Source organism: Herbidospora yilanensis (assembly GCF_001570565.1).
Taxonomy (GTDB): domain Bacteria; phylum Actinomycetota; class Actinomycetes; order Streptosporangiales; family Streptosporangiaceae; genus Herbidospora; species Herbidospora yilanensis.
Window position 1 is genome coordinate 34,958 of the sequence record NZ_BBXE01000015.1, and the last position, 13,172, is coordinate 48,129.

Here is a 13,172-nt window from a genome sequence, read left to right on the forward strand (position 1 = left end):
GAGCCCCCTAATCAGTTGACGTCGGCGACGCCGGTGATCCGGTGGAGTACGAAGCGGTGGATGGCCGCCCTCGTCTCGTCGTACGCCGTCAGGTAGCCACCCTCTATCCTCGCGGGTTCGAGGATCCGGCTCGTGGCCTGACCTTGTGAGTCTAGGTAACCGATCCAAACCCGGGAGCCCTGCTTGATGGCCTCCTGGAGCGCCGAGATCGTCGCCGTCGCCGGGGTGCGGGGGACCGCGCCGCCCGGTTGGCTCGCCGGGACGGGCCGCGACAACAACGCGTGGTCACCGGCCCGCAGGGCCCTGATCGCCGCCGTCACCACCTCGGCCTCCGGCGCGAGCAGCCCGTTGACCTGCCGGACCGGCTGCGCCTCGGTACGCCGGGCGTCGGCCCGGGTGATCAGCACGTCGCCTTCGAGCGACTCGGCCACCGGCGCGTAGCCCATCGAGCGCAGCGAGTCGAGCATGGTCGCCCGCGACGCCTTGGACACCAGCACGGTCGGCGCCAGCCGCCGCATCCGCAACACCCCGGCCCGCCGGTCGGCCAGCAGTTCGTCGAGCACCGCCGGGTCGTCGCACCGCAGATAGGACGACGCCGACCCGACCCGCAGCCGGCCGTGCCGCCGGGCGACGTCGGTCACCAGGTAGGTCAGCGGTTGCGGCACCGGCGTGGTCGAGTGGCGGGCCAGCATCGCGAGGATCTCCTCGGCGCTCTGCCCGGCGTCGAGCACCCGCCGGATCGAAGCCTCGGCGAACCGGTAGACGGTCGCGCCGCCCTTCGACTCGACGTCGGCCGCCAGCCCCAGCCACCGGTCGAGCTCGCCGGTCAGCGGCCCGGGGGCGACGGCGGTCAGGTCGGCCTGGAGCACCACGTGGTCGACCGGTTCGGGCAGCAGTGGCGCCAGCAGGTCGGCCGCCTTCACGCCGGTGAGCACCGCCCTGCCGTGGGGCGACATGACCCCGAGCCCGGTCAGCCCCATGACCTCGGCCTCGCGCAGCGCGAACTCGGCCAGCCGGGCCAGGTGGGCGCCCCGGCGGCGGGGGCGTTCCCAGGTCAGCCGGGCCAGCACCGATTCCTGGGACGGCGCGAGCTCGGTCGCGGCGACGACCGTCAGGACCCGGCGGCGGATCTCGGCGGCGGCCCCCCGGCGCAGGTCGGGGTGGAGCACGTTGAGCAGCCGGTCGCGGTCGTCGCGGCCGCCCGCCAGGCCCGGCACCCGGTCGAGGGTCAGCCAGGCCCGCGCGACGGCCTCCCAGCGGTCTTCGGTCTGGCGGGCCCGCCACAGGTCGTAGGAGAGTGTCGGCAACCACTCGGCGTCGGCCGGGCCGCCGGTCGCGACCAGCCCGGCCGCGTGGGCGACCTCGATGACCAGGGCGGCCGTCCATTCGGGCACGTCGAGCTGCTGGGCCGCGCGCCGCAGGTCGCGGATCGCCAGGCCGCCCGTGCGCAGCACCCCCGGCGGGTCGACGCTCCAGATCTCGCAGAGCTCTTCGACGGACCGTACGAAAGTGAAGGCCTGACCGGCGGCGGTGCGTGCGGCGAGGTCGGCGCGGCGGGTGGCGCCCTCCAGCGGCGGCGCGGCCGGCGACAGGTCGCGGTGGAGGCGGTCGTCGCGCAGCACCAGCCCGACCTCACGCGGCAGCGTCACCGTGTCGTCGCCGATCGCGCCGAGCAGGCCCCGGGCCAGCAGTTGCTCGATGGGCGACTGGGCGGTCTCGACCGACACCTCGCGCCGGGCGTTGGGCACCCGCCCCGACGACGGCCCCCAGGCCAGTTCGTCGAGCGCCGCGCGGGCCTGCGGGCCGACCTGCGCGATCAGCTCGCGGACGGCACGGGGATCGGCCAGCGTGATCGCGCGCTCGTCGTGGCGGAACACGCGGGCCGCCGGCTGGCCGAGCCCGGCGGGCGGGTCGAGCGCCTCCTGCACGCCGGGGGCGAGCCTGCGCTCGCCGTCGATGAGCGCCATCTCGGTCAGCGTGGCCAGCGCCCGGCCGATCGCCTCGTCGGTGCCGGGCGCGTCTTGGGTGGCGCGGTGGATCGCCGCCGGCAACTCGTCGGGCGGGAAGACGACCAGGGTCTCGGCCACCGCGAGGGTGAAGCCGTCGAGCCGGTCGAGGGCCCGGCCGACCGCGGACGGGGTTCCGGCTCGTGCCGCCAAACCCGGCACATTCGCCGGAACCGGGGTGATCAGCTCAGGCCGGGACATGGCGAGGACGCGCAGTTGCTCGTCGCTCCGGCTGCGCAGCCACTCGGTGAACCCCTCGCTCATCCTTTCCATCGTAGGAGCATGCATGGACTGCCCCGCTGGGGCACTATGACGGAGTGATCGAGCGAGCCGACCAGCTCGTGCTGGAATTCGTGAGCCGGGTGGCCGACGCCGCCCACGGCCGGATGCGCCCCGAGGAACGCCTCGATTACGTCCGGCGGGTCCGCGAACGGGTCGACCAAGAGCGCAAAGGCGACGAGAACCCCAAATCGGTCGCCCGCCTCCTGGCCCGTTTCGGCACCCCGGAGGACATGGTCGACCGCGAGGTCCGCCGCTTACGCGGCGAACCCCCGCCGGAGCCCCCGGCCCAGCAGACCCGCCCGATGAGCGCCCTGCGCCGGTCGTTCCCACCGGGATCGGGCCTCCGCCTACCGGGTTCAGGGGGGTCGGGCCTGTCACGTTCGGGCCAGCCGGGCGCGGGCCGGTCCGGTTCAGGCTCGGCAGGGTCGGGCCGGTCGGCTGCGGGCCGTTCGGGGGCAGGACCGTCGGGCTCAGGCCAGCCGCGACCAGGCCAACCGGGTTCGGGCCGGCCTGAGTCAGGTTCGTCGCGATCTGGCCCCCCGCGATCGGCGTTGCCGCAGCCGGTCGTGATCAGTCCCACGCGCCGGGTCTGGCGGGCCGGAGCGCCAGGGGGCCGGTTGGTGCCGCGGTGGCGGCGGAGGCCGGCGTCCGACGCGTGGTCGATCTTCCACGGGCATCGCCGGGAGGTCGTGGCGCTGGCCCTGCTGGCGTCGGCGGCGTTGCTGGTGCCGATCAGGTTCCCGGCGGTGGTGATCTTCCCGGTGCCGGGGATCGTGTGGGCCGTCGGCGCGGTCGTCACGTTGTCGTGTCAGGGGTGGAACATGCCCGACCGGCTCGCGGGGCTGGGGGCGCCCGCGCTGGCCTGGATCTTCGGCGGTGGGATCCTCGCGCTGACCGGGCCGGGGCGCACCTCCGTCGAGGGGCTGCTAGCGCGCTTCAACGAGGTCGCCGGCGTCGCGTTCATCGTCGGCACCGCCGCCGGGCTCACGTGGTTGCTCTACCGTCTCTTCGACCCACCCGTCTCCACACACGCCCGGCGGTAGCAGGCCGAGCGCCAGCCTGATCCAGGCCGACACGAACCGGTCGGTGGCCACCCGGCCGGGGGCCTCTCCGGTGGTGTACTCGATCAGCCGGTAGTTGATGATCGAGCCGCCCAGCACCGAGCCGACCCCGGCCCAGTCGACCTGGGCGTCGAGGTATTCGGGCTGGCAGGCGAACCACTCGGTGAGCGCGTCGAACATGGGCTGCAGCAGGCCGGCGGTGACCACCGCGACCAGGTCGGGGAACTGCGACAGGTCGCGGAAGAAGACCTGCGCGAGCATGCGTTCCTCGTCCATCTTGCCGAGACCCGCGCGGCACATCGCGGCCAGCCGGACCTCTATCGGCTCGGTCTGGGCCACGTCGAGGCTGATCTCGTTGCGGGCCGCCCGGTCGGCGACGGCGGCGGCGAGGACCTCGTACTTGGACTTGAAGTGCCGGTAGAGGCCGCCGGCGCCGGGGGACAGGCCGGCGGCGGCCTCGATCTCGGCCACCGAGGTCGCGTTGTAGCCGCGCTCGGCGAACAGCCGTAGCGCCTCCTCGATGATGCGACCCCGTGTGCTCATCTGTACCTCCCGAGAGGGACAGCGTAGACCGCCCAGCTATAAAAGGAAGATCCACTTCGCGGCGGATCGCGCGCTTTGGCATCCTTGATCCGTGCACAGCATGGGGATCAACGTCGGTTTCGACCTCGACCTGACGCTCGCCGACACACGCGCGGCGATCGCGGCCGTCTACGAGGCGCTGGTGCCGTCGCTCAGCACCCCCATCGACATCGACGTCGCGGTGTCGCGGATCGGCTGGCCGCTGGAAGACGAACTGGCCCAATGGCTGCCGGTCGACGAGATCCCGGCCGCGGTGGCGCTCTATCGCTCCCTCTACCCGGGCATCGCGCTGCCCGCCACCGTCGCCATGCCCGGCGCCCACGAGGCCCTGGCGGCCGTCCGCGCCGTCGGGGGCCGGATCATCGTGGTCACCGGGAAGAACCCGCGTGACGCCCGGCGCACGGTCGACGCGCTCGGGCTCGACGTCGACGACGTCGCCGGGTCGGTCTTCGGCGCCGACAAGGGCGCCGCCATCGCCGCCTTCGGGGCGGCGGTCTATGTGGGCGACCACGTGGCCGACGTCGAGGCGGCCCGCGCGGGCGGCGCGATCAGCGTGGCGGTCGCGACGGGCGGCTGCACCCCCGCGCAACTGGCCGAGCGGGGCGCCGACGTGGTCGTCGGCGACCTCACGGAGTTCGTCTCCTGGTATGCCACCCGGACGTCGATTCCCGCGTAATTTGACGGGCTTTCGGCGGTCACCCGGGAGCCCTAGTGGGCATAACCTACATCCATTCCCTTCCACGACAGTTTGAACGAGGTCACTCCTGTGCCCAGCGGCAAGGTCAAGTGGTACGACGAAACCAAGGGTTTCGGTTTCCTCACCCGCGACGACGGCGGTGAGGTCTTCGTGCATTCATCCGCGCTGCCCAAAGGCGTGGAAGCCCTCAAGCCCGGCCAGAAAGTCGAGTTCGGGGTCGCCGAGGGGCGGCGCGGCCAGCAGGCGTTGTCGGTCAGGGTGCTGGAGCAGCCCCCGACCCTGGCGAAGGCGCCGCGGCCGAAGGGGAAGCGCAAAAAGCCCGACGAAATGGTCGTCATCGTCGAAGACCTGATCAAGCTGCTCGACGAACTGTCGACCTCGTCCTACCAGAAGGGCAAACTCCCCGAGCCCGCCCACGCGAAGAAGGTCGCGACCGTGATTCGCGCAATTGCCGACGACATTGATGCCTAAAAGGGATTTGTCAGCGGTTTCGTGTCCCCCGTCGCGGCCGGTGGCTGAGCCACCGGCCGCAATGGCACCGTGACCGCGGTCGACGTGCTCATGACCTTCCGCTGACGGCGCGTGACCAGCAGCCAGACCAGCGAGACCGCCAGCAGGGTCGCCATCACCGCCAGCCCGGCCGTGCCCTGCGCGAACAGCGACAACATCAGGCCGATCAGGCCGCCGAACACCCACGCGATCTGGAGCAGCGCCTCGACCACCCCGAAGGTCGACGACCTGACCTCCTCGCCGATCTCCCGCTGCACGATCGCGTCGAGCGCCAGCTTGCCCAGGCCCTGCGCGAACGCGCCGATGAGGGCGACCGCGACGGCCGTCCACAGACTGAAGAAGAAGGCCGTCACGACCGTGGTGATCGTGGTCAGCGCCAGCGTCGACAACACGATGAGCTGCGGCGAGTAGGACTTCACCCACGACGCCACGGCCGCGCCGAACAGGCCGCCGCCCCCGGCCGCCGCCGCGAGCAGGCCGAGCGTGATCTCGGGGGCCAGGCCCGGCAGGTGCTCGTCCTGGACGAGGAACAGAAGGAAGAAGACCAGGAACCCGGCCTGGATGCGGATCGCCGCGTTGGCCCGCATCGACTCGGCCACGATCGGCCCGACGTTCAGCAGGGCCCGCACGCCCGGCGGCTTCGCGGTCTCCTCCTCGTCGGGGGAGTCGACGTGGCGGGGCAGCCTTATCGCCACCACCCCGGCCACCAGGAAGAGCACCATCGCTATCCGCAACACCCATTCGGCGCCCAGCCAGGCCACCAGACCGGCCCCCAGACCGGCCGCGCCACCGGCGGCGACCAGCGCGAACAGGGCCACCCGGGCGTTTGCGGTGACCAGCCCTATGTCGGCCGGCAACACGCTCGGCATGATCGCCGCCCGGGACACGTTGTAGGCCTTCGACAACACCAGCACCGCCAGGGCGGCCGGGAAGAGCGAGAGCGTGTCGCCGTAGACGACGCTGGAGGCCATGCCCCAGCAGAGCAGGCCGCGCGCGAACAGGGTTCCGGCGATGACGTAGCGGCGGCCCGACCGGAAGCGGTCGAGCACCGGGCCGACGAAGGGGGCGACGACGGTGAACGGCACCATCGTCACCAGCAGATAGAGGGCCACCTGGCCGCGTGCCTGCCCGACGGGCATGCCGAAGAACAGCGCCCCCGCCAGCGAGACCGTGATGAACGCGTCGCCCGCGCTGTGCACCGCGGTGACCTCGATGAGACGGCCGAGGCCGGTTCGGTCGGCGCCCTTCGCGTGGGTCAGCCGGCGGCTGGCCCGCCCGACACCGGCGGCGCCGCGGCCGATCGACCGGCCGGTCCTGGCGGTCGCGGACATGACTGCGCGGCCCGCGTCACGGACCTTGCCCCAGGCACCCGCCACCCCATCTGCTCCTCTCGTGTCGAATTTCCAGTCTTACCGACGCACTTGGGTGCTGTCCGCTCCGGAGGAGGGTGAAAATCGCTCCTCAGGTAGGTGAAAATGGAGTGTGAGCCGTACCCGCGTGAGAACCCCCGCCGCTGACCAGGCCTGCGCCGCCGCCGTCGACCTGGCTCGCTCCGCGGCCGAGGAGATGGCCAGGCCGGGCGAGGTCGGCGAACACCTGGGATTCGACGCGGAGGGTGACCGGGTGGTCACCCACTACTTCGCCTGTCTCGATCGAGCATACGAGGGCTGGCGCTGGGCGATCACAGTGGCCCGCGCTTCGCGTGCGAAGTCCGTCACCGTCAGTGAAACCGTGCTGCTGCCCGGCAAGGGCGCCCTGCTGGCGCCGACCTGGGTGCCGTGGAGCCGCCGTCTGCGCCCCGGCGACCTGGGTCCCGGCGACCTGCTGCCGGCCGAGGCCGACGACGACCGGCTCGCGCCCGGCTTCACGGCCGACACCGACCCCGACGACGAGACCGACCACCAGATGCTCTTCGAATACGGTCTCGGCCGGGCTCGGGTGTTGTCGGCCATCGGCCGCGACCTGGCGGTCAACCGCTGGCACAGCGGCGAATCCGGCCCCGACTCGCCGCTCGCGACGGCGGCCCCCGCCCAGTGCTCCACCTGTGGTTTCTACTGGCCCCTCGCCGGCGCGCTGCGTCTGGGCTTCGGAGTGTGCGCCAACGAGTTCGCCCCCGACGACGGTAAGGTCGTCGCCGCCGACCACGGCTGCGGCGCCCACTCCGAGGCGGCCCCCGCGCCGTCGGCGGCGGGCGAGGCGCCACAGCCGATCCTCGACGACCTGGGCTACGACCCCATGCCGGAAGGCTGACCTCCCTTTACTCCCGGAAGCGTGTGATGAACGACTTCTTCGGCACCACCCGCATGCGTGAAAACGTCCTCGCCGCCTGGACGGCCTCGCCGGCCAGGTTCCGCGAGGACGCCAATGCCGAGGAGGATTTCGCCCTCGGCGGCTACCGCGACCGCCTGATCGTCGAGCTGGCCCAGAACGCCGCCGACGCCGCGCTGCGCGCGGGGGTGCCCGGCCGGTTGCGGCTGACCCTGCGCGAGGGCGTGCTCGAGGCCGCCAACACCGGCGGGCCGCTCGACGCCGCCGGGGTCGAGGGCCTGTCGACGCTCCGGGTCTCCGGCAAGCGCGACGAGGCCGGTGCGGCCGGGCGGTTCGGCGTCGGCTTCGCGGCCGTCGTCTCGGTCACCGACGAACCCGCCGTCGCCTCCCGGGCGACCGGCGGGGTGCGCTGGTCGCGCGTGCTGACCACCGAGCTGGTCGCCGCGATCCCCGCGCTGGAGGCCGAGCTGGCCGGGCGTGAGGGCCACGTGCCGCTGCTGCGGTTGCCGTTCCCGGCCGAGCTGACCGTGCCCGAGGGCTTCGACTCGATCGTGCGGCTGCCGCTGCGCGACGCCGCGGCCGAAGACGCCGTCCGGCGGATGCTCGAAGAGACCAGCCCGGCGCTGCCGCTGGTCATGCCCGCGCTGTCGGCCATCGACATCGAGGTCGACGGGGTCTGGCGCAGCGTCACCGCCGCCGGGTGGCACGTCGTCGAGGCGTCGGGCGAGTTCACGCCCGAGCAGGTGGGCGACCTGTTCGCCGACCGGCCGACCGAGGAGCGGGCGCGTCCGTTCTGGCAGGTGCGCTGGGCCGTCCCGATCGCCGGGGCGGTGGCCCACGGGCAGGCGCGCGCGTGGGGCGACCAGGCCCGGCGCGACGGCGAGGCGCTGCCGCTGCCGAAAGACGTGCCGTCGTCGGTGCACGCGCCGACGCCCTCCGACGAACCGCTCGACCTGCCCGCCCTGCTGATCGCCACGTTCCCGCTGGCCACCGACCGGCGTCACGTCGCGACCGGGCCGCTGACCGACTTCCTGGTGCGCCGCTCGGCCGAGGTCTACTGCGACCTGCTGCGGTCGCTGCCGCGTACGCCCCGGCTGCTCGATCTGGTGCCGCAGGTGCTGGCGAAGGGCGAGCTCGACGCGGCGATCCGGGGCGAGATCCTCGCCCTGCTGCCCGACCTGCCGCTGCTGCCCGCGATCTCGCCGCCCGAGGAGCCCTCCGAGCGCTACGCCGAGATCGTCAACGCCCGGCGCGCGGCCGACGGGCTGGTGCCGGTCTCCTTCGCCGAAGACGACGAGCTGGTCATCGCCGGGCGCGACGCCCGCGTGGTGGCCGGGCCCGGCGAGTTCCTGACGATGGTGGCCGACATGGTGCCCGGCCTGCTCCCGGCCGGATGGCCGGTGCGCCACCACGCGCTGCCCGGCCTGGGCATCCGCAAGGTCGAGCTGGCCGACGTGATCGACATGCTGACCGGCGACGCCGTGAAGGACCGCGAGCCGGCCTGGTGGCGGGCGCTCTACCAGGTGCTCCCGGCCGACGACCTCGAAGCGATCGGGGCGGTCGGGGTGCCGCTGGCCGACGGGCGGCTGGTGCGGGGCGCCCGGGGCACGCTCGTCATGACCGACGGCGAGAAGGCGCTGGACGCGGCGCTGCTGGCGCCGCTGGGCCTGCGGATCGTCCACCACGACGCCGCCCACCCGCTGCTGCTGCGGCTGGGGGCGGCCGAGGCGACGCCGCGGACCGTCCTCGACGATCCGCTCACCCACGCCGCCGTCACCGAGTCGGCCGGGTCGGCCGACCCCGAGCCGGTCGCGCAGGCGGTGCTGGCCCTGGTCGACGCCGCCGGGCTGGCCGCCGGCGAGGCGCCCTGGCTGGCCGCGCTGGCGCTGCGCGGCGCCGACGGCGAGGTCTACGCCGCCGGCGACCTGCTGCTCGAAGGCGGCGACCTGGCCAGGCTGATCGACCAGGAGGCCCCGTTCGCGGCGCCCGACCTGGTGGAGAAGTTCGGTTCGCGGGTGCTGGCCGCCGCGGGCGTGCTCGACGGGTTCGCCGTGGTCAACGACGCCGACGTGGTCCTCGACCCCGACGACTGCGACCACGACCTCGACCGTGAAGACGAGTGGCTCGACGCGGTCCTCGACCTGCTGCCCGACCTCGACGTGCCGCCGGTGGCGCGCGAGTTCACCGCCGTGCGCGACCTCGAATACGTCGCCGACTGGGCCGCCGCGCTGCCGCTGCTGGCCCGGCCGCCGCTGCGTGCCGCGCTGCAGCCGATGCGGGTGGTCGCGAACGGCGAGGTCCACGAGGTGCCCTCCTACACCGGCTGGTGGCTGGCCCACCACCCGGTGATCGACGGGAAGCCGCCGACCTCCCTGCGGCTGCCGTCGGCCGACCCCCTTCTCTTCGGTCTGTACGCCGACGCGCCCCCCGTCGCCGACGAGGCCGCCCTCACGATGATCGGGGTGCGCTCCACCCTGGCCGACCTGCTCGCCTCCCACGGCGGCCCCGAGGAGCTGCTCGACCTGATGGCCGACGCCACGCGGCCCGTCGACCGGGCCCAGCTCCGCGCCCTGTGGAAGGCGCTGGCGGAGGTCAGCCCCGAACGGGTGAGCCCTCCTGCGGCGGTCCGGGCGGTGCAGAACGGCGAGATCGTGGTCGCCGACGTCGACGGAGAGCTGGAGCCGGTCGTCGTCGAGGCGCCCGACCTGCTCGCGCTGGTGGCCGACCGGCCGCTCGTGCTGGTCGGGTTCGACCAGGCCGAGGCGTTGTCGGAGGTGCTCGACCTGCCGCTCGTCGGCGAGGTCGTCACCGGCGACGTCACCTCGTCGGGCGAGGAGACCCCGGTTCCCCCGCAGGTGCGCAGGCTGCTGCCGGGGACGCCCGGTTCGTACGTGCGGCATGAGGAGCTGCTCGTCGACGGCAGGCCGGTGCCGTGGCGGTTCTTCGAGGGCCGGGTGCACGCGTCCGGTGTCGAGGGGCTGGCGCGCGGGCTGGCGTGGGCGGCCGGGCAGTGGGGCGACCGGCTCGCGGTCGAGGCGCTGCTGCGTGATCCCGACCGGGTTCCGCTGCTGCTGGCCGAGGCCGACCTCGACGGCTGAAACACTGCCAGGGTGGAACGTCACCTGATCAGTCACATCGCGCACACCGACCACCCCATCGCCGCTCCGGTGAGCGGTCAGACCGTCACGCGCATCCTGCGCCGGGCCAAACTCGGGGCCCAGCCGCGTGTCCTCGACATCGGCTGCGGCCACGGGGTCTGGACGCTCCGCGCCCTGGCCATGCACGAGGACGCCACCGCCGACGCGGTCGACGTGCACCGCGAGGGCCTGGAGTCGTGCCGGATCATGGCCGAGCGGCAGGGCCTCGACCACCAGCTCACCCTGCACCACACGCCGGCCGCCGACTACCGCAACGGCCTCTACGACCTGGTGATGTGCGTCGGCGCGACGCACGCCTACGGCGGTCTGGTGGAAACCGCCAACGCCGTCAAGCAGCACCTCAAGCCGGGCGGCCTCGCGCTGATCGGGGAGGGCTTCTGGGAGGTCCCGCCGAACGCCGAGACGCTGATCACGCTGGGCGCCGAACCGGGGGAGTACGCCGACCTGGCCGGCACCGTCGAACGCGCCGAGAGCGCGGGCTACGCGACGGTCTACGCCTACACCAGCGAACTGTCCGAGTGGGACGACTACGAGTGGTCGTGGACCGGCAGCCTGCTGCGCTGGGCGGTCGACCATCCCGGCCCCGACGGCGACACGGCGCGGGCGGCGGCGCTGGCCCACCGCGACATGTGGCTCAAGGGCTACCGGGGGGTGCTGGGTTTCGTGACGCTCCTGCTGAAGCGGACGAACTGATCTTCCGATCGCGCCGGCGGACGAACCAGAGCCCGAAGAAGCCCATGCCGATCCCGGCCACGCAGGTCCACGAGTACCAGCTCTGGTCGGGCCGGACGATCAGCAAGACGATGAGGGCGATCGCCCACACGACGATGCCGACCGTGATCGTCGCGGAGTCGTTGGTCTTGAGGGGCTCTGGATCGGGCCGCCGCTGCTGGGTCACCCTGTCAGCCTAAACGTCACCCTAAATCCGGCAGGTCACAACTGGCCCACGTGAGATTCGACGCGGGTCGCGTACGAAACCGCAACGAAAAAGTCACGTCGGCGACCTGGGTCTTTTCCCTGGTGGTAAGGGGTGTCACTCTGCGCACGTGAGTGACGTCAAAACCCCCCAAAGCAGTAGTTTCCTCGACACCTACTTCAAGATTTCGGCTCGGGGCTCGTCGGTCGGCGCGGAGGTTCGTGGTGGTCTGGCCACGTTCTTCACGATGGCCTACATCGTCGTGCTCAACCCGATCATCCTGGGCTTCGTCCAGGACGCCGACGGCCAGTTCCTCGGCGACGGGTCGGCTCCGAACCTGTCGCTGATCGCCGTCGCGACCGCGCTGGTGGCCGGCCTGCTGACCATTCTGATGGGCGTGGTGGCGAACGTGCCCTTCGCCCTGGCGGCGGGTCTGGGTCTCAACGCGTTCGTCGCCTACGGCATCGCCTCCCAGGTCTCCTGGGAGGACGCCATGGGCCTGGTCGTCCTCGAAGGCCTGGTCATCCTGGTGCTGGTGCTGACCGGGTTCCGGACGGCCGTCTTCCACGCCATCCCGGCGAGCCTGAAGACCGCGATCTCGGTGGGCATCGGCCTGTTCATCGCGCTCATCGGCTTCGTGGACGCCGGGTTCGTGCGCAAGACGGCCGCCCCGGCGCCGCCTCTGGAGCTGGGCATCGGCGGCGGGCTGACGTCGTGGCCGATCCTGGTGTTCGTGGTCGGCCTGCTCGGCACCGCGCTGCTGGTGGCGCGCAAGGTGAAGGGCGCGATCCTGATCGGCATCGTCGGCGCGACGATCTTCGCGATCGTCGTCCAGGCGATCGGGAACATCGGCCCGGCCGTCGACGGCGACAAGACCAACGCGCAGGGCTGGGGCCTCAACGTGCCCGCGCTGCCGGGGCTCGACCAGATCTTCGCGCTGCCCGACTTCTCGCTGATCGGCCAGTTCAGCCTGTTCGGGGCGTTCACCAAGTTGTCGGTCGTGCTGGCCGTGCTGCTGGTGTTCACGCTGCTGATCACCGACTTCTTCGACACGATGGGCACCATCGTGGGCGTCGGCAAGCAGGCGGACCTGGTGCAGGCCGACGGCACGCTGCCGAAGACCAAGGAGATCCTCCTGGTCGACTCGATCGCCGCCGCCGCCGGTGGCGCCGCGTCGGTGTCGTCGAACACGACCTACATCGAGTCGGCCTCGGGTGTCGGCGAGGGCGCGCGGACCGGGCTCGCCTCGGTGGTGACCGGGCTGCTGTTCCTCGCGTCGATGTTCCTCGCGCCGCTGGTCAACATCATTCCGTACGAGGCCGCGGCGCCCGCGCTGGTGGTGGTCGGCTTCCTGATGATGACCTCGATCCGGGAGATCGACTTCACCGACCTGGAGATCGCGATCCCGGCGTTCTTCACGATCGTGCTGATGCCGTTCACCTACTCGATCGCCAACGGCATCGGGGCCGGGTTCATCACCTATGTGCTGATCAAGGCGGCGAAGGGCAAGGCGTCCGAGGTGCACCCGCTGATGTGGCTGGTGGCCGTGCTGTTCACGATCTACTTCGCGCTCGGCCCGATCAAGATTCTCTTCGGCTTCTGAAACTTTCAACTATCTGCCGATAGATTGCTGGATCTCCGCAGGACTCCCCGCGTCGCACGGCTGGCTCATTGACCGCGTTTTGCGGCCAA

The 13,172-nt window shown here is 72.2% G+C and carries 12 protein-coding genes; 8 read left to right on the plus strand and 4 right to left on the minus strand.

What is annotated here, in order from left to right; all coding sequences use genetic code 11:
* Positions 1–11: 11 nt before the first annotated feature.
* Positions 12–2,270, minus strand: coding sequence for a helicase C-terminal domain-containing protein (locus AW273_RS06465; RefSeq protein WP_062346247.1), 2,259 nt, complete (start codon positions 2,268–2,270; stop codon positions 12–14).
* Between the two features lie 53 nt (positions 2,271–2,323).
* Here AW273_RS06465 and AW273_RS37010 point away from each other — a divergent pair, with 53 nt between their 5' ends.
* Positions 2,324–3,331, plus strand: a complete 1,008-nt coding sequence (locus AW273_RS37010; protein WP_157555603.1) for a hypothetical protein — start codon at positions 2,324–2,326, stop codon at positions 3,329–3,331.
* Here the strand turns inward: AW273_RS37010 and AW273_RS06475 are convergent.
* Positions 3,215–3,892, minus strand: a complete 678-nt coding sequence (locus tag AW273_RS06475; protein WP_063909863.1) for a TetR/AcrR family transcriptional regulator — start codon at positions 3,890–3,892, stop codon at positions 3,215–3,217. The genes AW273_RS37010 and AW273_RS06475 overlap by 117 nt on opposite strands.
* Before the next feature lie 100 nt (positions 3,893–3,992).
* On the opposite strand from AW273_RS06475, the gene AW273_RS06480 reads away from it, so the two are divergent.
* Together AW273_RS06480 and AW273_RS06485 are read left to right on the plus strand one after the other, a co-directional pair.
* Positions 3,993–4,607 (plus strand): HAD family hydrolase, encoded by a 615-nt coding sequence (locus AW273_RS06480; protein WP_062346251.1) that lies wholly within the window; start codon positions 3,993–3,995, stop codon positions 4,605–4,607.
* A 90-nt stretch (positions 4,608–4,697) separates the two neighbouring features.
* Positions 4,698–5,099, plus strand: coding sequence for a cold-shock protein (locus AW273_RS06485; RefSeq protein ID WP_030452159.1), 402 nt, complete (start codon positions 4,698–4,700; stop codon positions 5,097–5,099).
* Here the strand turns inward: AW273_RS06485 and AW273_RS06490 are convergent.
* On the minus strand, positions 5,096–6,514 hold the full coding sequence (locus tag AW273_RS06490; protein WP_232327123.1) for an MFS transporter: 1,419 nt from the start codon (positions 6,512–6,514) through the stop codon (positions 5,096–5,098). The genes AW273_RS06485 and AW273_RS06490 overlap by 4 nt on opposite strands.
* Before the next feature lie 106 nt (positions 6,515–6,620).
* Between AW273_RS06490 and AW273_RS06495 the strand changes: the two genes are divergently transcribed.
* Genes AW273_RS06495 through AW273_RS06505 form a run of 3 tightly spaced genes read left to right on the plus strand, consistent with a single transcriptional unit; the run spans position 6,621 to position 11,257 of the window.
* A complete protein-coding gene (locus tag AW273_RS06495; RefSeq protein ID WP_062346253.1) occupies positions 6,621–7,388 on the plus strand; it encodes a DUF3027 domain-containing protein in 768 nt (255 codons plus the stop codon).
* A gap of 26 nt (positions 7,389–7,414) precedes the next feature.
* Entirely contained in the window at positions 7,415–10,504 is a 3,090-nt protein-coding gene (locus AW273_RS06500) for a sacsin N-terminal ATP-binding-like domain-containing protein (RefSeq protein ID WP_062346255.1), read from the plus strand.
* Between the two features lie 12 nt (positions 10,505–10,516).
* On the plus strand, positions 10,517–11,257 hold the full coding sequence (locus tag AW273_RS06505) for an SAM-dependent methyltransferase (RefSeq protein ID WP_062346257.1): 741 nt from the start codon (positions 10,517–10,519) through the stop codon (positions 11,255–11,257).
* On the opposite strand, the gene AW273_RS39280 is transcribed toward AW273_RS06505, so the two are convergent.
* The gene (locus AW273_RS39280; RefSeq protein ID WP_369409033.1) at positions 11,199–11,363 is read right to left on the minus strand and encodes a hypothetical protein; all 165 of its coding nucleotides are present in this window, start codon (positions 11,361–11,363) and stop codon (positions 11,199–11,201) included. The two genes, AW273_RS06505 and AW273_RS39280, sit on opposite strands and share 59 nt — an antisense overlap.
* Between AW273_RS39280 and AW273_RS38430 the strand changes: the two genes are divergently transcribed.
* Positions 11,302–11,475: a hypothetical protein gene (locus tag AW273_RS38430; RefSeq protein ID WP_232327124.1), complete on the plus strand. Its 174-nt coding sequence runs from the start codon at positions 11,302–11,304 to the stop codon at positions 11,473–11,475. The two genes, AW273_RS39280 and AW273_RS38430, sit on opposite strands and share 62 nt — an antisense overlap.
* A 135-nt stretch (positions 11,476–11,610) precedes the next feature.
* A complete protein-coding gene (locus tag AW273_RS06510) occupies positions 11,611–13,083 on the plus strand; it encodes an NCS2 family permease (protein WP_062346258.1) in 1,473 nt (490 codons plus the stop codon).
* Positions 13,084–13,172 lie beyond the last annotated feature (89 nt).

What these genes read in the sequence shown, in the direction of transcription:
- AW273_RS06465 (WP_062346247.1), bottom strand. Translation starts at nt 2,270, where the DNA reads ATGAGCGAGGGGTTCACCGAGTGGCTGCGCAGCCGGAGCGACGAGCAA.
- AW273_RS06475 (WP_063909863.1), bottom strand. Translation starts at nt 3,892, where the DNA reads ATGAGCACACGGGGTCGCATCATCGAGGAGGCGCTACGGCTGTTCGCC.
- AW273_RS06480 (WP_062346251.1), top strand. Translation starts at nt 3,993, where the DNA reads ATGGGGATCAACGTCGGTTTCGACCTCGACCTGACGCTCGCCGACACA.
- AW273_RS06500 (WP_062346255.1), top strand. Translation starts at nt 7,415, where the DNA reads ATGAACGACTTCTTCGGCACCACCCGCATGCGTGAAAACGTCCTCGCC.
- AW273_RS38430 (WP_232327124.1), top strand. Translation starts at nt 11,302, where the DNA reads ATGCCGATCCCGGCCACGCAGGTCCACGAGTACCAGCTCTGGTCGGGC.